The sequence below is a fragment of the Bacillus sp. TH30 genome, assembly GCF_016650875.1.
GTDB classification, from domain to species: Bacteria; Bacillota; Bacilli; order Bacillales; family Bacillaceae_G; genus Bacillus_A; species Bacillus_A mycoides.
In genome coordinates, this window is sequence record NZ_JAEKEY010000002.1 from 1,911,991 (window position 1) to 1,933,417 (window position 21,427).

At 35.2% G+C, this 21,427-nt stretch carries 20 protein-coding genes; 9 read left to right on the forward strand and 11 right to left on the reverse strand.

Annotated elements, in window-relative coordinates:
- The first annotated feature begins 49 nt into the window (after window positions 1-49).
- Window positions 50-781 carry a class I SAM-dependent methyltransferase gene (locus JFU20_RS12070; protein WP_002167084.1) on the forward strand — a complete coding sequence of 244 codons (732 nt, stop codon included), beginning with the start codon at window positions 50-52 and terminating at the stop codon, window positions 779-781.
- Between the two features lie 184 nt (window positions 782-965).
- On the opposite strand, the gene JFU20_RS12075 is transcribed toward JFU20_RS12070, so the two are convergent.
- Genes JFU20_RS12075 through JFU20_RS12085 form a run of 3 tightly spaced genes read right to left on the reverse strand, consistent with a single transcriptional unit; the run spans window position 966 to window position 3,859 of the window.
- On the reverse strand, window positions 966-1,787 hold the full coding sequence (locus JFU20_RS12075; protein ID WP_002167083.1) for an ABC transporter ATP-binding protein: 822 nt from the start codon (window positions 1,785-1,787) through the stop codon (window positions 966-968).
- A gap of 12 nt (window positions 1,788-1,799) precedes the next feature.
- Window positions 1,800-2,858: a FecCD family ABC transporter permease gene (locus tag JFU20_RS12080; protein ID WP_002125167.1), complete on the reverse strand. Its 1,059-nt coding sequence runs from the start codon at window positions 2,856-2,858 to the stop codon at window positions 1,800-1,802.
- Window positions 2,855-3,859 (reverse strand): FecCD family ABC transporter permease, encoded by a 1,005-nt coding sequence (locus tag JFU20_RS12085; protein WP_002010489.1) that lies wholly within the window; start codon window positions 3,857-3,859, stop codon window positions 2,855-2,857. Before JFU20_RS12085 ends, JFU20_RS12080 begins: the two co-directional genes overlap by 4 nt.
- Before the next feature lie 162 nt (window positions 3,860-4,021).
- Between JFU20_RS12085 and JFU20_RS12090 the strand changes: the two genes are divergently transcribed.
- Window positions 4,022-4,990, forward strand: a complete 969-nt coding sequence (locus JFU20_RS12090) for an ABC transporter substrate-binding protein (protein WP_002167082.1) — start codon at window positions 4,022-4,024, stop codon at window positions 4,988-4,990.
- Between the two features lie 379 nt (window positions 4,991-5,369).
- Entirely contained in the window at window positions 5,370-6,719 is a 1,350-nt protein-coding gene (locus JFU20_RS12095; RefSeq protein WP_002010491.1) for a peptide MFS transporter, read from the forward strand.
- Between the two features lie 42 nt (window positions 6,720-6,761).
- Here the strand turns inward: JFU20_RS12095 and JFU20_RS12100 are convergent, their stop codons facing one another.
- Both JFU20_RS12100 and JFU20_RS12105 read right to left on the reverse strand, forming a co-directional pair.
- Window positions 6,762-6,941 (reverse strand): acid-soluble spore protein H, encoded by a 180-nt coding sequence (locus JFU20_RS12100; RefSeq protein ID WP_002010492.1) that lies wholly within the window; start codon window positions 6,939-6,941, stop codon window positions 6,762-6,764.
- 207 nt (window positions 6,942-7,148) lie between these two features.
- The gene (locus JFU20_RS12105) at window positions 7,149-7,436 is read right to left on the reverse strand and encodes an ArsR/SmtB family transcription factor (protein ID WP_001075217.1); all 288 of its coding nucleotides are present in this window, start codon (window positions 7,434-7,436) and stop codon (window positions 7,149-7,151) included.
- Window positions 7,437-7,934: 498 nt separating this feature from the next.
- Here JFU20_RS12105 and JFU20_RS12110 point away from each other — a divergent pair, with 498 nt between their 5' ends.
- The gene (locus JFU20_RS12110; protein ID WP_079998939.1) at window positions 7,935-8,363 is read left to right on the forward strand and encodes a TlpA disulfide reductase family protein; all 429 of its coding nucleotides are present in this window, start codon (window positions 7,935-7,937) and stop codon (window positions 8,361-8,363) included.
- Window positions 8,364-8,566: 203 nt separating this feature from the next.
- On the forward strand, window positions 8,567-10,186 hold the full coding sequence (locus tag JFU20_RS12115) for a lactate permease LctP family transporter (RefSeq protein ID WP_002029741.1): 1,620 nt from the start codon (window positions 8,567-8,569) through the stop codon (window positions 10,184-10,186).
- A 37-nt stretch (window positions 10,187-10,223) separates the two neighbouring features.
- On the opposite strand, the gene aspA is transcribed toward JFU20_RS12115, so the two are convergent.
- From aspA to gloA2, 3 genes are all read right to left on the reverse strand, one after another.
- Complete coding sequence (gene aspA, locus JFU20_RS12120; RefSeq protein ID WP_002010496.1) at window positions 10,224-11,657, reverse strand: aspartate ammonia-lyase; 1,434 nt, start codon at window positions 11,655-11,657, stop codon at window positions 10,224-10,226.
- 181 nt (window positions 11,658-11,838) lie between these two features.
- Complete coding sequence (locus JFU20_RS12125; protein WP_002125161.1) at window positions 11,839-13,137, reverse strand: hemolysin family protein; 1,299 nt, start codon at window positions 13,135-13,137, stop codon at window positions 11,839-11,841.
- 107 nt (window positions 13,138-13,244) lie between these two features.
- Window positions 13,245-13,631, reverse strand: coding sequence for an SMU1112c/YaeR family gloxylase I-like metalloprotein (gene gloA2 / locus JFU20_RS12130; protein WP_001017670.1), 387 nt, complete (start codon window positions 13,629-13,631; stop codon window positions 13,245-13,247).
- 91 nt (window positions 13,632-13,722) lie between these two features.
- Between gloA2 and JFU20_RS12135 the strand changes: the two genes are divergently transcribed.
- The 3 genes from JFU20_RS12135 (at window position 13,723) to JFU20_RS12145 (ending at window position 17,746) form a co-directional block, all read left to right on the forward strand.
- Window positions 13,723-14,901 (forward strand): NupC/NupG family nucleoside CNT transporter, encoded by a 1,179-nt coding sequence (locus JFU20_RS12135; RefSeq protein ID WP_002167081.1) that lies wholly within the window; start codon window positions 13,723-13,725, stop codon window positions 14,899-14,901.
- A gap of 331 nt (window positions 14,902-15,232) precedes the next feature.
- Window positions 15,233-16,249, forward strand: a complete 1,017-nt coding sequence (locus JFU20_RS12140; protein ID WP_002167080.1) for an LCP family protein — start codon at window positions 15,233-15,235, stop codon at window positions 16,247-16,249.
- Between the two features lie 234 nt (window positions 16,250-16,483).
- Window positions 16,484-17,746, forward strand: coding sequence for a VanW family protein (locus JFU20_RS12145; protein ID WP_002010475.1), 1,263 nt, complete (start codon window positions 16,484-16,486; stop codon window positions 17,744-17,746).
- Window positions 17,747-17,800: 54 nt separating this feature from the next.
- Here the strand turns inward: JFU20_RS12145 and JFU20_RS12150 are convergent, their stop codons facing one another.
- The gene (locus tag JFU20_RS12150; RefSeq protein ID WP_002167079.1) at window positions 17,801-18,073 is read right to left on the reverse strand and encodes a hypothetical protein; all 273 of its coding nucleotides are present in this window, start codon (window positions 18,071-18,073) and stop codon (window positions 17,801-17,803) included.
- Window positions 18,074-18,087: 14 nt separating this feature from the next.
- Window positions 18,088-18,606 (reverse strand): RNase A-like domain-containing lipoprotein, encoded by a 519-nt coding sequence (locus tag JFU20_RS12155; RefSeq protein ID WP_002125157.1) that lies wholly within the window; start codon window positions 18,604-18,606, stop codon window positions 18,088-18,090.
- 398 nt (window positions 18,607-19,004) lie between these two features.
- Here JFU20_RS12155 and JFU20_RS12160 point away from each other — a divergent pair, with 398 nt between their 5' ends.
- Entirely contained in the window at window positions 19,005-19,553 is a 549-nt protein-coding gene (locus JFU20_RS12160; protein WP_002010471.1) for a TVP38/TMEM64 family protein, read from the forward strand.
- Window positions 19,554-19,616: 63 nt separating this feature from the next.
- On the opposite strand, the gene JFU20_RS12165 is transcribed toward JFU20_RS12160, so the two are convergent.
- The gene (locus tag JFU20_RS12165) at window positions 19,617-21,317 is read right to left on the reverse strand and encodes a M4 family metallopeptidase (RefSeq protein ID WP_002010469.1); all 1,701 of its coding nucleotides are present in this window, start codon (window positions 21,315-21,317) and stop codon (window positions 19,617-19,619) included.
- Window positions 21,318-21,427: the final 110 nt, after the last annotated feature.

Sequence of the window (21,427 nt, forward strand, 5' to 3'; positions counted from 1 at the left end):
TACTTTTCATATTTGATAGAATTAAAAAAATATTTAGGAGGCTTTTAAAATGGCATTTACTGAATCTGATGTATATAATAACGAATCGTTTTTAGAGCAATATATGCAGCGAAGATATCGAGAAAATAGTCCAAACGAATCCCTTGAAAAACCAGCATTCTTTCAGCTCATTGACAATGTAACAGGAAAACAAATCCTCGATTTAGGTTGTGGTGATGCTAAATTCGGCGAAGAATTATTAGAACATGGATGCCACTCTTACACTGGTATTGAAGGCTCCGAGCTTATGTATGAAAAAGCTAAAAAACAACTAGAAAATAAAAATGGCACCGTTCATTTTTTAAACCTCAAAGACTACACATACCCTCCTTCTACTTTTGATTTAGTAACATCTAGACTCGCCTTACATTATATTGAACACCTTGATATCATTTTTCAAAATGTGTTTCAAACTTTAAAAACAAACGGAACCTTCACCTTTAGCGTTCAACATCCCGTTATTACCTCTTCATTTGAAAGCTTGCAAACGAGTGGTAAAAGAACTAGTTGGCTCGTCGATGATTATTTCGAAACAGGAAAACGAGTTGAGCCCTGGATTGATCAAGAAGTTATTAAATATCACCGGACTACGGAAGAATATTTTACATTATTACAACAAGCCGGATTTACGATTACAAGCTTAAAAGAAGCTACACCAAATCGAAACTGTTTTCAAGATGAAGAAGAATATGAACGACGTTTACGTATTCCCCTTTTTCTATTATTTTCTTGCCGAAAATAAAGTCAAACTTTAATCAGTGGGGGATGTTCATCCCCCACTGATTATTAGCCCGCACCAATCGGGCTTTTACGGGCAGTTGATCCCCCAACCAGCTTCTTTGCTTTCGCTGAATTTTGAGATGGGGATCTTACTGCCCACAAATAGCGGGGTAAAAAAGACGATGAATACTCATCGTCTTTTTTCGTTATCTCATCGCCTGAACAGCCTCTTTAAGTACACGTCTTCCTCTTCCATGCGGGATACAGAGCGGTGTCCCAAATAACGGATCAGCGCTTATTTGACACTCCATACGGAATACATCCCGAACTAACTTCTGGTCAATAACTTCTTCTGGTTTACCTTGCGCATATATTTGTTTATCTTGAATAGCTACAATGTTGTCTGCATAACGACATGCCAAATTTAAATCGTGCAATACCATAACAATCGTTCTTTGCTCTGTTTCATTTAATTCGAATAATAAATCTAACACTTCAATTTGGTGCGTCATATCTAAATATGTAGTCGGCTCATCAAGCAAAATAATATCTGTATCTTGTGCAAGGGTCATTGCAATCCAAGCACGTTGACGTTGTCCACCTGAAAGGGCATGAACATCACGCTCAGCAAATTCTGTCATACCCGTTGCAGCAAGCGCTTTTTGTACCATTTCCTCATCTTTTTCGGACCATTGCTTCAGCCATGTTTGATAAGGATAACGTCCTTGCTTTACAAGTTGTAATACCGTAAGTCCTTCCGGTGCTTGTGGCCCTTGCGGTAAAATCGCCATTTGACGAGCGATTTGCTTCGTTTGCATACTTTGAATTGCTTGATTATCTAACAAAATGTCACCGGTTGTTGGCTTTAATAATCTAGCTAGTGAACGTAATAAAGTTGATTTCCCACAACCGTTAGAACCGATGAAGATTGTAATTTCCCCTTTTGGAATTTCTAAATTCAGCTCATCAATAATAATCGTTTCACCATACGACAGCGTCAAGCGTTTCGTCTCCAATGCTTTTTGCATATTCATCTCCCTTTATGAATTCCGACTTTTATAAAGTAAATAAATAAAATAAGGTGCACCAATTGCTGATGTAAATACCCCTGCTGGAATTTCAAGTGGTGTGAAAACTGTACGCCCAATTAAATCTGCAGCGAGTACTAGAATTGCACCGATAATCGCCGCAACTGGGAGCAATGCACCGTAGAAAGAGCCAACTAATCTTCGCGAAATATGAGGTGCCATTAAACCAACAAATCCAATTCCTCCTGCAAAGGCAACTGCCCCGCCAATTAAAGCTGTACTAAGTAACAACATAAATACACGCGACTTCGTTAAAGGAACACCAAGTCCCACTGCTATATCATCCCCTAGCTCTTGTGCATTTAAATGTCTCGCAGCGATAAATGATATTGTCGTTAAAATGAGAACCCACGGCGCAAGTACCATAACATTTTGCCATGAAGAACCGTAAACAGTACCTGTGATCCATACATTCGCTTGACTTGCTTGATAAATTGGTGCTAACAACATAAATAAAGTTGTTGCTGCTTTCGTTAATGCCCAAAATCCAACACCAATTAAAACAAGACTAATCGGTGATAATCCATCATTTTTCCAGGCAAATAAATATACAAAAAACGCTACAATTGTTGCCCCAGCAAAAGCTGCTAGCGGCATATAATGAATGCTTACTGTTAACGCATTGTTTTTATCACTAAATATAGCTAAAAAGAGTACAACTGCAACACTTGCCCCGCCCGTAATTCCGATGATATCAGGAGAAGCAAGTGGGTTTCGAACGAGCCCTTGTAAAATACAGCCCGCTACCGCAAGCGCAATTCCTACGAGGATAGCAATTAAAATACGCGGCATACGAAATTTATTTACAACCATATTTGACATCGCATCACCATTTCCGGTAATCGCTTGCCATACGTCATAAGGAGCAATTTTCATATCCCCCATACCTGCACTCGCAAAAAATAATCCTATTAAAACAACTAGTAAACTCAATAAGACGAGACAAGCTCGTTTATACATTAAAAACGAGAGCTCGCCTTTTCCAATACGAAACGGAATATACTTCTTCATTTGCTAAGCCCTCTCTTACGTGCAATATAAATAAAGAATGGGGCCCCGATAAATGCTGTCATAACCCCTACTGGTACTTCTTGTGGCATAATGACATATCTTGCTGCTATATCAGCCAAGATTAATAGTATTGCACCTAACAATCCGCTATAGGGTACTCTCCATCTGTGATCTACCCCAACAAGAGCTCTTGCGAAATGAGGAGTAACGATGCCAATAAATCCAATTGGACCAGCAACCGCAACTGAACCACCAGACAACAGTACAATAATAAGTAACACGAATGATTTCATTAAAATCGTTCGTTGTCCGAGCCCCTTTGCGACATCTTCCCCCATCATTAATGTATTTACTTTCCCTGCCATCATAAAAGATGCAATCCAGCCTATTAATAAATACGGGAATACTGATTGTAAAATCTCTAACTTTCTTCCTTGCACAGATCCGGCAAGCCAAAACAACACTTCTTCAAATGCTTTTTCATTTAATACAAGTAACCCTTGTGTTAATGATGAAAATAAAGCGCTTATCGCTACACCTGCTAATGTTAACTTAAGAGGCGTTGTCCCTTCTTTTCCTAAAGAACTAGAGGCAAATACAAGTACTGCTGCAACTGCCGCTCCTAAAAAGGCAATCCATGTAAAAGCTGATAATGATGTCACGGAAAAGAGTACAATTGCTACAACTATAAAGAACGCAGCGCCTGAATTTAATCCAATAAAATCTGGAGAAGCAAGCGGATTCTTTGTTAAAGTTTGCATCAAACAACCCGCAATGGCTAAACTAGCACCAACACTTGCTGCAATTAACGCCCTTGGTAGACGCACATTTTGAATAATAATATGCTCATTTGAACCATTAAAATGGAAAAAAGCATCTAAAGCTAATTTCCAGCTCGTATTTGTATATCCGAAAATAATACTTCCCCAAATACAAATAACGACTGCAACGATTCCAACAAATAATCCAATCCATTTTGCTTGATTTGTTTTTAATAACATGCAGCGTTTCCCCTTCAATGTATAATGATACGTTGTTAGTTTATTTCAACTTAATTCGCATTGTCAACGATAATGAGAATTATTTTCATTGACAATCGAACCAAAAAGTTTTAATATCATGCTTGCTATTGAAAAATATTCTCAACATGTAGGGGGTACATAATGAATTTCATGCAAAAGAAATCGTTTACAGCATTTGTATTTCTACTAGCTTTTTCACTTCTTTTAAGTGCTTGTGGAAAATCAAATAACAAAGAAGAATCAACAAAAGAAGATAATAAAAAAGAAATGATTACAGTTGAGCACGCAATGGGTAAAACAGAAGTTCCTGCCAATCCAAAACGTGTAGTTATTTTAACTAATGAAGGAACTGAAGCTTTACTTGAATTAGGTGTAAAACCAGTTGGGGCTGTAAAGTCTTGGACAGGTGACCCATGGTATCCACATATTAAAGATAAAATGAAAGATGTCAAAGTTGTTGGTGATGAAGGACAAGTTAACGTTGAAACTATCGCTTCTTTAAAACCAGACTTAATTATCGGTAACAAAATGCGTCACGAAAAAGTGTACGAGCAACTAAAAGCTATTGCACCTACTGTTTTCTCGGAAACATTACGTGGTGAATGGAAAGATAACTTCAAATTTTATGCAAAAGCATTAAATAAAGAAAAAGAAGGTCAAAAGGTTTTAACTGATTACGAAGCACGTATGAAAGATTTAAAAGGCAAACTTGGCGATAAAGTAAATCAAGAAATTTCTATGGTACGTTTTATGCCTGGTGATGTTCGTATTTATCATGGAGATACATTCTCTGGCGTTATTTTAAAAGAACTTGGATTTAAACGCCCTGGTGATCAAAATAAAGATGATTTCGCAGAGCGTAACGTATCTAAAGAGCGTATTTCTGCAATGGATGGTGATGTATTATTCTACTTCACATTCGATAAAGGCGACGAGAAAAAAGGTTCTGAACTCGAAAAAGAGTATATAAACGATCCTCTATTTAAAAACTTAAATGCAGTAAAGAACGGAAAAGCATACAAAGTTGACGACGTTATTTGGAATACAGCTGGCGGTGTAATGGCTGCTAACTTACTACTAGACGACATTGAAAAACGCTTTGCTAAATAATTTCATTCTAACCAGCTCCCTCTTTTATGGAGCTGTTTTTTTCATTTCACTGAAGTGTCACATTATTTCATTTTGTATTTTTATTCCCGATATGTTATATTATAAAAGTAAATATAGAATATTTTCTCTATATCAGAATAAATATTCTAATCTAAATTTTCTGATTTATCACTATTTTACTTTATTTTAGAATTCAATTACTACATTTGAAAACGCTTATTATCTTGTTTTCAGGGGAAAATATAATAACGGTTGAAGAAAAATAGATTTTTTCATAAATTTTCTTGCTATTTCCATATAATTCTATTGACTTCTAAATATTTTGTGAATTAAAATAATTACATAAATATCCGTTATACAGGATTAGGGGGAAACAAACATGGATGCAGCTTTAAAATTAGACAAAGCTGGAGAGCAACAATCACCAAAAAAACATCCACCAGGATTATATTTGTTGTTCTTTACAGAGGCATGGGAAAGATTTAGTTATTACGGAATGCGTGGCTTATTAGTTCTTTATTTAACAACGAGCTTAGTAAGTGGCGGTTTAGGCTTTGATAAAGCAGTTGCTGTACAAATTTACGGTATTTTCACAATGTTAGTATACTTCACACCGATTATTGGTGGTTGGCTAACTGACCATTTCATTACGAAACGACACGCCATTACCATCGGTGGTATCATTATGGCACTTGGTAACTTTGTACTATTTTCCATGAACACTAAAACTGGACTTTTCTTAGGATTAGGATTATTAGTTATCGGTAATGGATTCTTCAAACCAAATATTTCGACTTTATTAGGTCAATTATATAGCGAAAATGATTCTCGTCGTGATAGTGCCTTCACTATCTTCTACATGGGAATTAACTTAGGAGCTTTTATCGCTCCATTCATTTGCGGTTATTTCACAGATTATAAATACGGATTCTTAACAGCTTGTATCGGTATGATCATTGGTCAGATTGCCTTTAATTTCTTAGCGCCTCGTTACTTAGGTACAATCGGAACAACTGTTGTCGGTAAACAATCTAAAGAGCAAAACGCAAAAGTAATTGAGAAAAAACCTTTAACACCACAAGAGAAAAAACGTACAGCTGCAATTTTAATTTTAACTTGTTTCGTTGTATTCTTCTGGGCAGGATTTGAACAAGCTGGTAGTTCTTTAACACTTTATACAGATAAATTCGTAGATCGTACAATTGGTGGATTTACAATTCCAACACCTTGGTTCCAATCTGTAAACCCATTGTTCATCATCTTATTAGCATTACCTGTTTCTGCATTATGGATTAAACTTTCAAAAACAAAAAATGGTGATTTAAAAATCCCAACAAAAATGGCATTAGGTATGATTTTACTAGGAGTTGGATATTTAATTCTAACTTTAGCTGTTTTAAAAACTGGTAGCGATGAAGGTAACATTACAATGAAAGCAAACTTACTGTTCATTGTGTTCACTTACATGTTCCATACAATTGGTGAATTATTCTTATCACCAATCGGATTATCTATGGTAAGTGCAATCGCTCCTCTTAAATTAGCATCTTTATTAATGGGTGTATGGTTAGCTGGTACTGGCTGTGCAAACTTATTAGCAGGACAATTAGCTGCTTTCACTCAATCTTTAGGATATTTAGAAGTATTCGCAAGCATCGGTGTTATCGTAATCGTGCTAGGATTAGTACTTCTTATGTTCTCTAAGAAAATTGCACATATGATGGAATAGTAAATAAAAAAGACGCTTCTACAATTAGAAGCGTCTTTTCTATTACATCTCTTCTAAAGCCGTGACATCCACGTGAACGCTCTCTCCTGGGTTGGATACGTCATACACTTGAGCACTACCCTTCTGCTCATCACAGCTCTCAATCCATACGGGGACTCCCTCGTATGTAACATCAATTCTACTTGAAGAAGATAATATCTGTTTCACACGTTTTACATCCATTATATTATTCCTCCTTTGGCTTACAACACTCCTTTCTATCTTTTCATATCCCTTCAGAATATATTCCGTCAATTTAGCACTTCAACCGATAGTTTGTTTCTTTCTAACGCGCTAATATATACGCTCTCAAATCTTCCTATTATTAGATCCTTTCCAAATAAAAAAAGACGTATATTTCACACGTCTTCTTTCCATAATATTCAAAAATTAAGAAAATAATGTTTTTACTACTTCACTTACTTTATCGTTATGAATTTGATAGTACACTTCTAACCCGCGTCTCTCAAAGCGTACTACTTTATTTTGTTTTAATTTCGTTAAATGCTGCGAAACAGTTGATTGCGGAATTTCTAATACCTCTTGTAATTGTGTTACATTACATGTTCCACGCTGCATCAGTTCCATTACTAAACGTAGACGCAATGGATGAGCTAATGCTCTTAACATCTGTACGTCTTCTTCTGAAATACGACAGTCAAATTGGTTTTGGTTCATAAAATTCCCCTCATTTTCATTTTTTATTTTCTCTTTATTTATTTATATATCTGTTCTTATATTTCCTGTTACGACATAACTTTATCAACCTATAATGCTGAGAAAATTTTCCGACTTTTATCAGCACACAGTTCAAGAAAAAATCCCACCTGATTTTGAATATTATACTATATGATACAATAAAAAAGCAAAACAAAGGGCTAGCAATACTTTGCTTACAAACGTTGTTTTATCAGGCTTTTTGTTATATTTTCACCTTACTGAAATGTACAGTAATGATATTGTAAAATATCGTCCATAATTGATAACCTATCGTAAAGTAATTTGACCATATTTAACCACTTTGTTACGATAAAAAGGAAATTTAAGTAAGGAGGATGATGTAATATTAAAAAATGGTTTATTATTGCGTTAATTAGCATTGCGGTTAGCTGGACTATTATCGATCACTTCCTATTAGACAACAAAGAAGATATAGCTTCAAAATCAAACACCCCCATTGGAACTGAAGTTGGAAATGTTGCCCACAATTTCCTTCTGGAAACAACCACTGGTCAAGAAGTTCGTCTTACAGACTATAAAGGAAAAAAAGTAATATTGAATTTTTGGGCAAGCTGGTGTGGTCCATGCAAAATAGAAATGCCTGATATGGAAAAGTTTTATCACGATACTAAAGATATGGGGATTGAAATTGTCGCTATAAATGCGACAGCTACTGAAAAAGACCCGAATAATGTAAAACAATTTCTTGAAGAAAACAAATATACCTTCCCCGTCCTATTAGATCAGAAAGGCCAGGCAAGTGCCGCATATCAAATTATCAGTATTCCAACATCTTTTGTCATCGATACAAACGGTGTCATTCAATATAAGCATGTAGGACCAATGACATATGAAAAAATGAAAGAATATGTAAATAATTTATAGAAGCGTAATCAAATCAATTTGATTACGCTTTTTGTCTACTTTATGAACAAAATGTTACTTTTAATACTATTATGGAATAATTATACTTTTTCACGTTGACAATAGTGTTGAAGGAGAATATACTAAGCATGTAAGTTGATTGTGAATAGTTTCACAAATAATGTGAATTTCTTCACATATAATAGATAGGAGTTGTCATTATTATGAGTACTTGGACACAAATTTATGACCCATTAAACAATATTTGGTTATCTGCACTAATCGCAGCACTCCCAATTTTTTGCTTCATTATTTGTTTAGTGGGATTCAAAATGAAGGGTTACATGGCTGGGCTTTATAGTGTGATCGTCGCTATTATTCTTGCTATATTTGTTTATAAAATGCCCGCAACTGTAGCTGTAGCATCTGCCGGATTCGGTGTTTTATCTGGATTTTATCCAATTTGTACTATCGTTATCGCAGCTATCTTCCTTTACAAATTAACTGTTAAAACAGAACAATTCAATGTCATTCGTGATAGCATTTCAAGTATTACAAATGATCAGCGTTTACAAGTATTATTAATCGCTTATTCTTTCGGTGCTTTCTTAGAAGGCGCAGCTGGTTTCGGTGTTCCAGTTGCTATTACAGCTGCATTACTTGTAGGTATGGGCTTTAATCCATTAAAAGCAGCAGGTATTTGCTTAGTAGCTAATATCGCTGGTGGTGCTATGGGTGCTATGGGTATTCCAGTTACAGTACCTGCACAATTAACTGGGCTAGATGCATTAACTGTCGGTCGTCAAGCTGTTTACATTTTGCCATTCATTAGCATTGTTTTACCGTTCTTACTTGTTTCAATGGTAGATGGATTTAAAGGCATTAAAGAAACTTGGCAAGGTATTCTTGTAAGTGGTGTTTCTTTCGCAATTACTCAGTTCCTTGTGACTTACTTCTTAGGCGCTGAACTTACTAATATTTTCGCAGCAGTCGTAAGTATGGTCGCTCTTACATTATTCTTACGTGTTTGGCAACCAAAATCTTCTGCTAAAGAAGAAAAACAAGAAGAAAAAGAATCTCATACATTCAATCAAATTTTATATGCTTGGTCCCCATTCGTATTCTTAACTGCATTTGTAACAATCTTTAATTTAAAACCAATTAAAGCTTTATTTGCTCCGGATGGTCCATTGGCAAACTTAGTATTTAACATTCAATTCCCTGGTCTTCATAATGCGGTTATGAAAACTGCACCAATTACAAAGGCTGATACACCTTTCGCAGCGATTTTCAAACTAGATGTATTCTCTTCTACAACTACTGCGATTGTATTAGCAATCATCGTTTCACTTATCGTCTACCGTGTAAACGGCAAAATGATTAAAGAATTAATGATCGAAACAATAAAAGAACTAAAAGTTCCAGTATATACAATTTGTAGCGTTATCGCTTTAGCTTACGTAGAAAACTACTCTGGTATGTCATCTACACTTGGACTTGCATTCTCTTCTACAGGAAATGCATTCCCAGTTCTTTCTCCAATCTTAGGATGGATTGGCGTATTCATTACAGGTTCAGTCGTATCAAGTGGTTCATTATTCGCACCACTTCAAGCAGTAACTGCCGATCAGTTAAACATCGTACCATCTACTCTCGTTTCATTAAACGTAGTTGGTGGTACAATCGCAAAAATGGTTTCACCACAATCTGTAGCAGTTGCTTGTGCAGCAGTTGGACTAGTTGGTCAAGAATCTGCTCTATTTAAAATAGTAATGAAATATAGTTTAATCTTCTTAGCTATTATTAGCTTACTTCAACTTAACTCTGTATTTAATATCTTCTAAAAAAAGCACCGATCCAAATGGATCGGTGCTTTTTACATTACATTTTTTTATTCTTTAATAAAGAAGCACCAGCAATTTCGGGATGCGTCATTTCATATGGATCCAAAATAATATCAAGCTCTTCTGCTGTAAGTACACCATGTTCTAAACATAGCTCCCTAACAGATTTTCCTGTCGCAATTGCTTCACGTGCAATGCGAGAAGCTGCTTCATAACCAATATGAGGATTCACTGCTGTAATAACTCCAACACTTTTTTCAACATATTGCTTAAGCAACTCTTCATTCGCTGTAATTCCCTTTATACAGTATTCACGGAATACACGGAAACCGTTATTCATAATACTGATGGATTGAATTAAATTAAATACTAATACCGGCTCCATTACATTTAACTCTAATTGTCCAGCTTCTGACGCTAAGCAAATTGTATGGTCATTTCCAATTACTTGGAAAGCAACTTGGTTAATTACTTCTGCCATAACTGGATTTACTTTACCCGGCATAATAGATGAACCTGGTTGACGAGCTGGTAATTGAATTTCCGCCAACCCAACACGTGGACCAGACGCCATAATACGAAGGTCATTTGCAATTTTAGACATATTCATCATACATACTTTTAGTGCTGCAGATACTTCTGTATATGCATCTGTGTTTTGCGTCGCATCAACTAAGTGCTCTGCACCAACAAGAGGGAAACCACTAAAAGTTCGTAAATGCTTCACAACTTGTTCTATATAAGTAGGGTTTGCATTTAATCCCGTACCGACAGCTGTCGCACCCATATTAACTTCGTATAAATGTTGACGAGACTGTTTAATTCTTTTTATATCACGCTCTAGCACTCTGCTATATGCTTCAAATTCTTGCCCAAGGCGAATTGGAACTGCATCTTGCAAATGCGTACGCCCCATTTTAATAACGTGATCAAACTCTTTTGCTTTATCATGAAAAGCAGAGTGAAGTTCTTCCATTGTAACAAGAAGTTCTTCCAGCATCATAAGAGTTGCTATATGAATCCCAGTTGGGAACGCATCATTTGTTGATTGGGCCATGTTCACATGAGTGTTTGGGCTAATTTTCGCATATTCACCTTTTTCGTATCCCATACGTTCCAAGGCTCTATTTGCAATTACTTCATTAGTATTCATATTAATTGAAGTACCTGCTCCGCCTTGAATCGGGTCTACGATAAATTGATCATGGAACTTTCCATCAACAATCTCTTGTGCCGCTTCTGCAATTTCTTGTCCGATATCTTTAGCTAAGTAACCTGTATCTATATTCGCAAGCGCTGCCGCTTTTTTTACAATTGCCATTGCCGTAATGAGTGACGGATGAATGCGGTATCCTGTAATAGGAAAGTTTTCTACGGCACGTAATGTTTGTACACCATAATAAGCTACACTCGGTACTTCCTTTTCACCTAAAAAATCTTTTTCTATACGTATATCCTTCGTTGCTATCATTTTTCATCACCTATACTTTTCATTCTAAATCCTTATCTAAAGAATTCGCCCTATAAAATACGAGTATCATTAAATGAATTCTTCAGTATCCACTTTCACTATATAGCACCTTTTTTGAAAGCGCAAACATTTATTTTTCTATATATACTTTTTATTAAAGTTTATATAATAGAAAATCCATTCATTCTTCTACTTTCTTTATTTCAACTCGCTTAATTTGATGCATATCCTTTTCAAGAACTTTAAAAGAAAAGCCGTGTTTCTCAATAATATCCCCCTCAGCAACGATCTGTTTTTGTACCATAATCCAACCACCAATTGTATCAACATCATCAGCGACCAAATGTATGCCAAATAAATCATTTACTTCGCTAATAAGCACTTTCCCCTCTACAATTTTACACACTTCACTTATATGTTCTATAGGCGGGTGTTCATCTTCATCGTATTCATCTCGGATTTCTCCAACAATTTCTTCTAAAATATCTTCTAGTGTAACGATCCCCGCTGTACCACCATATTCATCATATAATACAGCTAATGGAATTCGTTTTCTTTGCATTTGTAATAGCAAATCATGAATAGGGATATTTTCTAACACTTCAATAACTGGCCTTGTATATGGCGTAATCGAGCACCCCTCTTCTCGATTACCATCCATATAACGAATAAATAAATCCTTTACATTAACCATCCCAATAATTTCATCTTTATCTTCACCAAATACGGGATATCTCGTGTACTTTTCTTGTGCGATTATTTTAATATGTGTTTCAAATGGTTCGTCCTCATATAAACCTACAACTTCCGTACGAGGTACCATAATTTCCTTTGCGACTCTATTATCGAATTCAAAAATATTATTTACATATTTAAATTCCCTTTGATTAATCTCTCCACTCTCATAACTCTCAGATAAGATTAATCGTAATTCTTCCTCCGAATGAGCTACTTCATGTTCAGAAGCCGGATGTAATCCGAATAACCCTGTTACAAGCCTTGCAGAACCATTTAAAGCCCAAATAAACGGATACATTACTCGGTAAAAGTAAATAATTGGCTTCGATAATAATAAGCTAACTTGCTCTGCCCTTTGTATAGCGAGCGTCTTCGGAGCAAGTTCACCAATGACAACATGTAAAAACGTAATAACTGCAAAGGCAATAATAAATGAAACTGTACTTGCAATTGCAGGAGATAGGTGTAGTTTTAAAAACAACGGCTCGAGTATATGTTTTATAGTGGGCTCTCCTAACCACCCAAGCCCTAAAGCAGTAATTGTAATACCTAACTGACATGCTGATAAATACTCATCTAAATTCGAAGTTACTTTTTTAGCTGCCAATGCTCCTCGTCGTTTTTCACTAACGAGTTGATCAATACGACTGCTACGCACCTTAATAATTGCAAACTCAACAGCCACAAAAAATGCTGTTAACGCAATAAGGATGGCTACCATCAGTAATTTTAAAATATCCACATATGTCCTTTAGCTTTCTTAGCTAAAGTTACACCTCCTTTAAAAAAGAAGTTTCACTTTAGTTTCTTCATTTATTTGAAAGCAACCCTATATAAAATTCACCAATTTCAAGCCTCATACAATTCTAAAGGCAAGCCATCAGGATCTTGGAAAAAGACAAATTTTTTATCCGTAATTTCATCCATACGTATCGCTTCAGTCTCCACACCGCATTGTTTTAAATGGTTTACAGCTTCTTCTATATTTGTAACAGCAAATGCTAAATGTCTAAGTCCAGCTGCTTCTGGAAAACTTGGGCGCTCAGGTGGACTAGGAAATGAAAATAATTCAATTTGATATTCTTCCCCTACACATAAATCTAACTTATAAGAATCTCGTTCTTTTCTATATACTTCATTTATCGCTTTAAAACCTAATATCCGAGTATAAAAATCCTTTGACAGTTCATAATTCGAACAAATAATTGCAACGTGGTGCACTCTACATATATTCATGCTCTCTCTATTCCTTTCTTTACCAAAGATGCATATTCTCCCTTGAAATGAAAAACATATATAGCAGAATATCTCTTTTAGGGGGCTTACTATGAAATTTATTACTTTTTTCGTGGGACTTATCGTTGTTTTCTTCCTTGCTTATATTGCTAGCAACAATAAGAAACATATTAAATTTAAACCAATTTTCATCATGCTTATTATACAATTGATTTTAACCTATTTATTATTAAATACAGAAATCGGCCTCATCCTTATTACGATAATTTCCAACCTGTTTACAAAGTTACTCGACTATGCTGCATCTGGTATAAATTTTGTGTTTGGAGGTCTTGCAAACAAAGGTGAAATGCCATTTTTCCTTAATGTATTATTACCGATTGTGTTTATTTCCGTCTTAATTGGTATATTACAACATTTCAAAATACTACCATTATTTATTCATTGGATTGGTTTCTTTCTTAGCAAAATAAATGGTCTTGGGAAATTAGAATCTTACAACGCCATCGCTTCCGCTATTGTCGGCCAATCAGAAGTTTTTATTACGGTAAAAAAACAATTAGCTCAAATCCCAAAACATCGACTTTATACACTTTGCGCCTCTGCTATGTCTACCGTATCTATGTCCATTGTTGGTGCCTATATGACGATGATCGAACCAAAATATGTAGTAACCGCACTCGTTCTGAACTTATTTAGCGGTTTTATTATCGTACTCATTATTAATCCTTACGATGTTAACGACGAAGAAGATATTTTAGAAATAAAAGGTGAAAAGCAAAGTTTTTTTGAAATGCTCGGAGAATACATCCTTGATGGTTTTCGCGTAGCAATTGTCGTCGGCGCTATGCTCATTGGATTCGTCGCATTAATGAGTTGTATTAATGACCTATTCCTCATTATATTTGGAGTTACTTTCCAACAAATAATAGGCTATGTATTCGCCCCTATTGCATTTCTTATCGGCGTACCAAGTTCTGAGATTGTCACAGCTGGTAGCATTATGGCAACAAAGCTTGTAACAAATGAGTTTGTAGCAATGATGGATCTTAGCAAAATTTCCAGCACTCTCTCTATCCGTACAGTTGGTATTATTTCTGTCTTCCTCGTTTCTTTTGCCAACTTTTCTTCCATTGGAATTATTTCCGGTGCTGTAAAAGGGTTAAACGAAGAACAAGGAAATGTTGTTGCCCGCTTCGGCCTAAAATTACTATACGGCGCTACTCTTGTTAGTATTTTATCTGCGATTATTGTAAGTATTATGCTTTAATTAGGTAAAATTTTATCATTTTCTTATCCCTGTCTTTTGTATACAATAACGAATAGATGTCTTATAAAGTGAAACTTTAATCAGAGGAGGCTATCCCCCTCTGATTATTAGTTGAACCAATCGGGCATTTACGGGCAGTTATCTCCCACCTAACTTCCTTGCATTCGCTGGACTTTGAGGTGGGAGTTTTACTGCCCGTTAATGCGGGATAAATAATCGAGACATCTATTTTTTATACATGTACAATCGCTTTTATTTAGCGTAAAATATTTTTTATGTGTTTTAATACGCTTCTAGATATATACACTTTGATAGTTTTAAAGGAGAACAAATGATGAAATCCGACGTTAACAAAAATAATCGAACCACAAAAAAACACTTAAAGAAAAAACGCCTACTTTGGTTCATTCTCATTCCATTACTTATTGTAGCAATGGGAGCAGGAGGCTATTCCTTCCATATATACAGTAAAGCAAAATCTGTCTTAAGCAATGCTTATTCTGAACTCGGCCGGGGAGATAAATCCAGCAAACGTGAAAAAGCTGTTAAACCTATGACTGACAACATTTCTGTCCTTATTATGGGTGTTGATGAAAGTGATATCAGGGAAAAAGGTTACGGAAAAGCGACTCGTACAGATGCATTACTACTTGCAACAATTAATAAAAATGATAAATCAGTTAAACTCGTCAGCATTCCACGTGACTCACGCGTCTACATTAAATCACGTGATAAATATGATAAAATCACACATGCACATGTATTTGGTGGTGTAGACAGCACAATTGATACAGTAGAAAACTTTTTAGATGTCCCAGTTGATTACTATGTAAAATTTAATTTCAAATCCTTTATCAAGATCGTTGATTCTCTAGGTGGTATAACTGTCGACGTTCCCGTTGAGTTCACAGAACAAAATAGTAGCGACGAAGCAGATGCAATTCACCTAAAAAAAGGACGTCAACATTTAAATGGAGAAGAAGCACTTGCACTAGCTAGAACTCGCCATATTGACAGTGATTATATGCGCGGTCAACGACAACAACTTGTTTTAGAAGCTATTGCTGAAAAAGCACTATCTCTCAATTCCATTAATAAAATCGGAAGCCTATTAGATGCTGTTGATACAGACTTAAAAACAAATTTAACTTTTGATGATATGATGACTATTGCAAAAAATTCAATGGATTCAAATTTAAAAATGGATAAATTACAAGTGGAAGGTACTGATAAATATATAGATGGTATTTATTATTACGTTCCAAACGAAAAGAGTGTTAATGATATATCGACAACACTTCAAGAACATCTCGGTGTTACGAATAAAAATGAGCATAAAAAATTATAATAAAAAGGCTGCTAGATTTTTCTAAGCAGCCTTTTTATTATAATTTTCAACATATTTCTCATGCATATTGTGACAAAAAGAGACAATTATTACAACAGTGTAACGTTTTTTATGAAAACATTACACACGTAGTGAAAATAATAGTATACTAGGACGTACATAATGTTATTTTCATCATTTTTATACAAAAAATGTAATACATATATTTATACAAATTTTTCTGGGGGGAAATAAATGAAGCTAAGCAAAATACTGATTGGTTCCGCTATTGCTGGTGGCATATTACTTTGTGTTGGTGGTATTGGTGGATATCAATATGTATCCAAATTAAATAATCAACTAAATACAACTGCACTACCAAACACTACATTTGAAGGTATTTCTCTTGATGGAAAAAATAAAGCAGATATTCAAGCCCTTGTTAATCAAAAGATGAATGAATTAAATCAAAAATCTCTTAACTACGTATTCCAAAATGATAAGCAAAATTACACGTGGAAAGATTTAGGAGTAGATTATAAAGAGAAGGATATTGTCGACAATATCTTTAAAGAACAAGAAGGGAACGTAATGAATCGTTACAACATGCGTAAGCAAGCTGAAAACGGTGAAGTAAAACGTGACTATAAATTAACACCACAATTAAATACAACAACTTATGAAACCTTTATAAAGGATAAATATAATGAAACATTAAAAAATCCTGTCAACGCCGAATTAAGTGTTGAAGGCTCTACAGTAAATATTAGCCAAAGTCAAAATGGGGAAAAAATTGATAAAGGAAAATTAACCGATTTAACAAGCGCAGCTATTACTTCTGGCACACCCGATGTTGTATTACCAGTTACACTAATAAAACCTGAACGTTCTACAGAAGATATACAACAAATGGGGATTAAAGAAGTGATTGCTGAATACTCTACCCCAATGGCTGGCCGTAATGGAAATCAGTCCTATAACGTAAATAAGTCAGCTAATACTTTAAGTGGAGTTATTGTAGCACCTGATGAAACGTTTAGTTTTAATGGCCGTGTTGGCGTAACTGATGCTGCACATGGTTATAAATCCGCAGCAGTATATTCACAAGGTAAAGTTATACAAAGTGCAGGCGGAGGCGTTTGCCAAGTAAGTAGTACTTTATACAGCGCAGCTTTAAGGGCAGATTTAGGAATTGTTTCTCGAAGCAATCATTCTATGCCCGTAAATTATTTACCACTTGGGCAGGATGCAGCAGTGGCAGATTATGGTCCGGATTTAAAATTTAAAAACAATACAGGTAAGCATATTTACATTCAAGCATTTTCAAATGGCGGTAGTATTACTACACGTATTTTCGGTACAAATACTGGTAAAAATGTTGAAGTTTCTTCTCAAGTAATTAGTAATACTGGTGATAAAATAACAGCGGTTACGTATAAAAAAGTAACACAAAACGGTGAAGTACTCTCAAATGGACAAATTTCAAAAAGCGTATATAAAAGTGCCCCAAAACAATGAGATAATATCAAACGGACAAATTTCAAAAAGCGTATACAAAAAGGCGTGATCTACTCACGCCTTTTTCTTTTGCAATAATAGTAAAAAAATTTCCAGATGATCTTTCGTTTCTTCTAAAGACCACACACGATTGCCTTGCTTCGCAGCTAATACGCACGCTTCTTCCCACGCGTTCTTTTTCTTCATATTTACTAATTCATCGCGTAATTTCAAAACAATCTCTTCGTCCTCTTGCTCTATAAACTCTTCCATCACGCTTACTATTTCATCCTCACGAATACTTAACGTACAGTACGATTTAAGAAAGTATTGTAATGTTGGATACATATATACTCCCCCCTTTATTTATCTGATGGATAAGAAGTAATAATCTTAAATCCTAGATTTCCTGATTTATCTCTCGCTAAAACAGTAACAGTCTTCACTAGTTTGTCTTTTACATTCATATTTTTCTTTATTACTGTTTTTCCAACTGGGAATGAATGAGTTGTATTCAATACAAGACGAGCCTCTTTAGAGTTTTTCAACCAATCCTGAATTTCTTTATCATGTTGTTTTAAACTATCTTTCACAGCCTTTGTCGCTGTTTCCTTATCATAGTATGTACTTGCCGCTGAAACTTTATCTGTCTTCAAACGATTCTTCAAATCCTCTTCTGATTTGCCTACATGCCTTTCAATCGTATGACCATTTTTAGGTGGCCCTTCCATTTCATCTAAAATATTATCACTAATTTTTTCTACTGATGTAGAATGATCCTCTTTTGGTTTTTCTGTTTTTTGTTCTTTTCCTGCACATCCACTTAAAATCAGCATTAGTGCCAATAAACTACTCAAGAAAAGACTACTTAATCGTTTCATCGTATCACCTCTTCCATGATTATTATCGTAACTCCACTAAAAGTCAATTTCACAAAGAAAAAATGGATACAGTTTTAAAATCCTCATTCATTTTTCTATATTTCCCCCCCCCTTTCATCAAATCACTGTTTTTCGCCCTTTTTAAAATATACCCCCATGTTTTTATAATTATTTCCCAGATTAAAACACCAATCGAAAAAATCCATAAACCCTTTAAATACAGGATTTACGGAGTGTTTTTCAAACAAACTAAATATACCCCTACTTTCATATACCCAATACCTATATAAGGTATACAAATACCTTTCTATCAACTATTTTTTACATTATGTAAATTTGCACTTGCCTATACAATGTAAATATGGTGTAATGCAAAAAAAGATAAAGGATTTTAAAGAATGGCTGAAACAATTCAAAACTTCTTAACAGACTATTATTCAATCGCAATTCCACTTAGTATATTAATCAACATCATCATCAGTCTTTTAGGTTTTATCCCTAGTATTTTTTTGACCGCCATTAATATACAGCTGTTCGGTGTAACAAATGGCACAATCATTTCGATCGCAGGTGAGGCATTAGGGGCTATTATCTCGTTTTATATTTATCGTATAGGCCTTCAAAAGTTCACTCACGATAAAGTAAATACGTATCCAAAGGTAGAACGCCTTCTTTACGTAGAAGGCAGAGAGGCATTTCTACTAGTCCTATCTTTTCGTTTTATTCCTTTCATTCCGTCCAGTATCGTTACTTTATTTGCAGCTCTAGGCAAAATGTCATTACTCTCTTTCAGTATTGCCAGCACAATAGGGAAAATACCGGCTTTATTGATTGAAGTATATTCTGCATATCATGTCATTAACGGAACAAATGTAGCGAAATGGATTATTACAATCGCAGGTTGTGTTGGATTATTTTATTTGTGGAAAAAATGGAGAAAAAAATAAAGAAGGAGCATAGGCTCCTTCTTTATTTTTGAGGTATTTTATTAATAACTATCCCTTAAAGCCTTAGTTTACACCAACAGCACTAAATGATTGCTTAACTGCTGCTACTTCTGCAGAGCTAGCACCATATAAATCAGCTGCAGCTTGTACTGCACCAGCACGAGCTTGACTAAATGTAGTAGATTGCGTGAAATACTGTGTATTTGCACGGTAGTAAATCGCACCTAATTTATCTTTACCGATACCAGTTACAGTTACACCAGAATGCGTACCACCATTTGCTAGTAAATAAGCTTGTTTGTTAATAATACCACTGTTTGTATGAACGCCACCGTTATCACTTGAACCAGTGTAACGCTTAGAATAATGGTCTGGGTCACCATATTTCGCTGGATCACTCATAGAACGAAGTGCATCTCCCGCCTTACCAGGTGTATAAATATCTTCACCAATCTCCCAATCTGGGTTACGGTTATCATAGAATTCTACTAAAGTACCAAAAATATCAGAAATTGCTTCATTTAATGCTCCTGATTCATTTTGATAAATTAAATTCGAGCTATTTTCCGTAACTGCATGCGTTAATTCGTGACCAATTACGTCAATACCACCAGATAATGAAGTGAATGTTACACCATCACCATCTCCGTATACCATTTGTGAACCGTTCCAGAATGCATTATTATACTTACTTCCGTAATGAACAGTTGATTTTAATGGTGCTCCTGCATCATTAATAGAATTTCGGTTAAATGTATCTTTATAGTAATCATATGTTTTACCTGCATAGTAATGAGCATCTACTGCTGCTGCATCATACGCTGCATTGAAAACATTATCTGCATCTGCCCATAATGTTCCTGGTAACGTCGAACGATTTTTCGCATCATATGTGAAAATTGTTGCTCCGCGCGTATTATCTTGCAAGTAGTAAGATGATCCAGATAACGTTGTATTAAGCGATTTCGTATCTCCTAATACACCTTTACCAGTTCCTACTTTATTCGTTCCTGTTACAGGCTTTATAACCGCTTTCGCATCCTGTTTAGGAGCATCTTGTTTAACAGGAGACTTATCATCATTTGTTACATGATCAATTGTATTAAACTTATTTAATACTTTACCGCTTTCCGCCTCAATGAAATAGTAGTAATTTCCTGGGCTTGGATCTAAGAAGTTTAGATTTACAACGTATGCATATGTCGTTTCTTCACCGTTTTGATATACATATAAGTCCGCTTTTGGTTCTACCTCATATTTAGGTGTTACTCCTAAATCTTGCTGCGCGATTTCAATTGCTTTTGCGCCTTCAATCTTATTTTTGTTTTTTAACTTTTCCTTTTTGTCTAAATCAGGCGCAACTGTTCCAGACAATACCTTTAAAGAACCATCTTTACTTACGTGAGCTACTTGAGTAGACCCCCATACAGGTACTCCCTCGTAAACTTGTTGCATACGTACTACTGTTGAATCAGTTACAGCATCTTTTTTCACTTGTTTTACTTTGAAAGAATCTTGCGCACTCTTTTCCCCTAGCTTATAATCACCTTTTGCCGCGTTTAAGTAATCAAACACAACAGATTCCGCTTTCTTACCAGTCGCTCCAGTTAGATCACCAGAAATAAACTCAGGTGACTGTACCGTCTCATTGTACTTCTTAGTAGAGAGTACATTTTTAGAATCCGCAAATGCAGAGCCTGTCCCTCCGAACGTAGTAACTGCCATTCCTGCCGCTAACACTAACGCTAAACTCTTCTTTTTCATCTAACATTCCCCCTAATAAAAAATTTTTGAAAAAGAGTAGTTTCATATTATCATTATGTTTCCACTATTAATATACTAAAAATTCAATTAATTTCTTTCTCAAGTGTTGT

Excerpts from the sequence above, each read along its gene's own strand:
- JFU20_RS12095 (WP_002010491.1), top strand. The coding sequence starts at position 5,370 with ATGGATGCAGCTTTAAAATTAGACAAAGCTGGAGAGCAACAATCACCA.
- JFU20_RS12105 (WP_001075217.1), bottom strand. The coding sequence starts at position 7,436 with ATGAACCAAAACCAATTTGACTGTCGTATTTCAGAAGAAGACGTACAG.
- JFU20_RS12140 (WP_002167080.1), top strand. The coding sequence starts at position 15,233 with ATGATGAAATCCGACGTTAACAAAAATAATCGAACCACAAAAAAACAC.
- JFU20_RS12150 (WP_002167079.1), bottom strand. The coding sequence starts at position 18,073 with ATGTATCCAACATTACAATACTTTCTTAAATCGTACTGTACGTTAAGT.
- JFU20_RS12100 (WP_002010492.1), bottom strand. The coding sequence starts at position 6,941 with ATGGATGTAAAACGTGTGAAACAGATATTATCTTCTTCAAGTAGAATT.
- JFU20_RS12070 (WP_002167084.1), top strand. The coding sequence starts at position 50 with ATGGCATTTACTGAATCTGATGTATATAATAACGAATCGTTTTTAGAG.
- JFU20_RS12160 (WP_002010471.1), top strand. The coding sequence starts at position 19,005 with ATGGCTGAAACAATTCAAAACTTCTTAACAGACTATTATTCAATCGCA.
- aspA (WP_002010496.1), bottom strand. The coding sequence starts at position 11,657 with ATGATAGCAACGAAGGATATACGTATAGAAAAAGATTTTTTAGGTGAA.
- JFU20_RS12080 (WP_002125167.1), bottom strand. The coding sequence starts at position 2,858 with ATGAAGAAGTATATTCCGTTTCGTATTGGAAAAGGCGAGCTCTCGTTT.
- JFU20_RS12145 (WP_002010475.1), top strand. The coding sequence starts at position 16,484 with ATGAAGCTAAGCAAAATACTGATTGGTTCCGCTATTGCTGGTGGCATA.
- JFU20_RS12090 (WP_002167082.1), top strand. The coding sequence starts at position 4,022 with ATGAATTTCATGCAAAAGAAATCGTTTACAGCATTTGTATTTCTACTA.
- JFU20_RS12085 (WP_002010489.1), bottom strand. The coding sequence starts at position 3,859 with ATGTTATTAAAAACAAATCAAGCAAAATGGATTGGATTATTTGTTGGA.
- JFU20_RS12165 (WP_002010469.1), bottom strand. The coding sequence starts at position 21,317 with ATGAAAAAGAAGAGTTTAGCGTTAGTGTTAGCGGCAGGAATGGCAGTT.
- JFU20_RS12135 (WP_002167081.1), top strand. The coding sequence starts at position 13,723 with ATGAAATTTATTACTTTTTTCGTGGGACTTATCGTTGTTTTCTTCCTT.
- gloA2 (WP_001017670.1), bottom strand. The coding sequence starts at position 13,631 with ATGAATATATGTAGAGTGCACCACGTTGCAATTATTTGTTCGAATTAT.
- JFU20_RS12075 (WP_002167083.1), bottom strand. The coding sequence starts at position 1,787 with ATGCAAAAAGCATTGGAGACGAAACGCTTGACGCTGTCGTATGGTGAA.
- JFU20_RS12115 (WP_002029741.1), top strand. The coding sequence starts at position 8,567 with ATGAGTACTTGGACACAAATTTATGACCCATTAAACAATATTTGGTTA.
- JFU20_RS12155 (WP_002125157.1), bottom strand. The coding sequence starts at position 18,606 with ATGAAACGATTAAGTAGTCTTTTCTTGAGTAGTTTATTGGCACTAATG.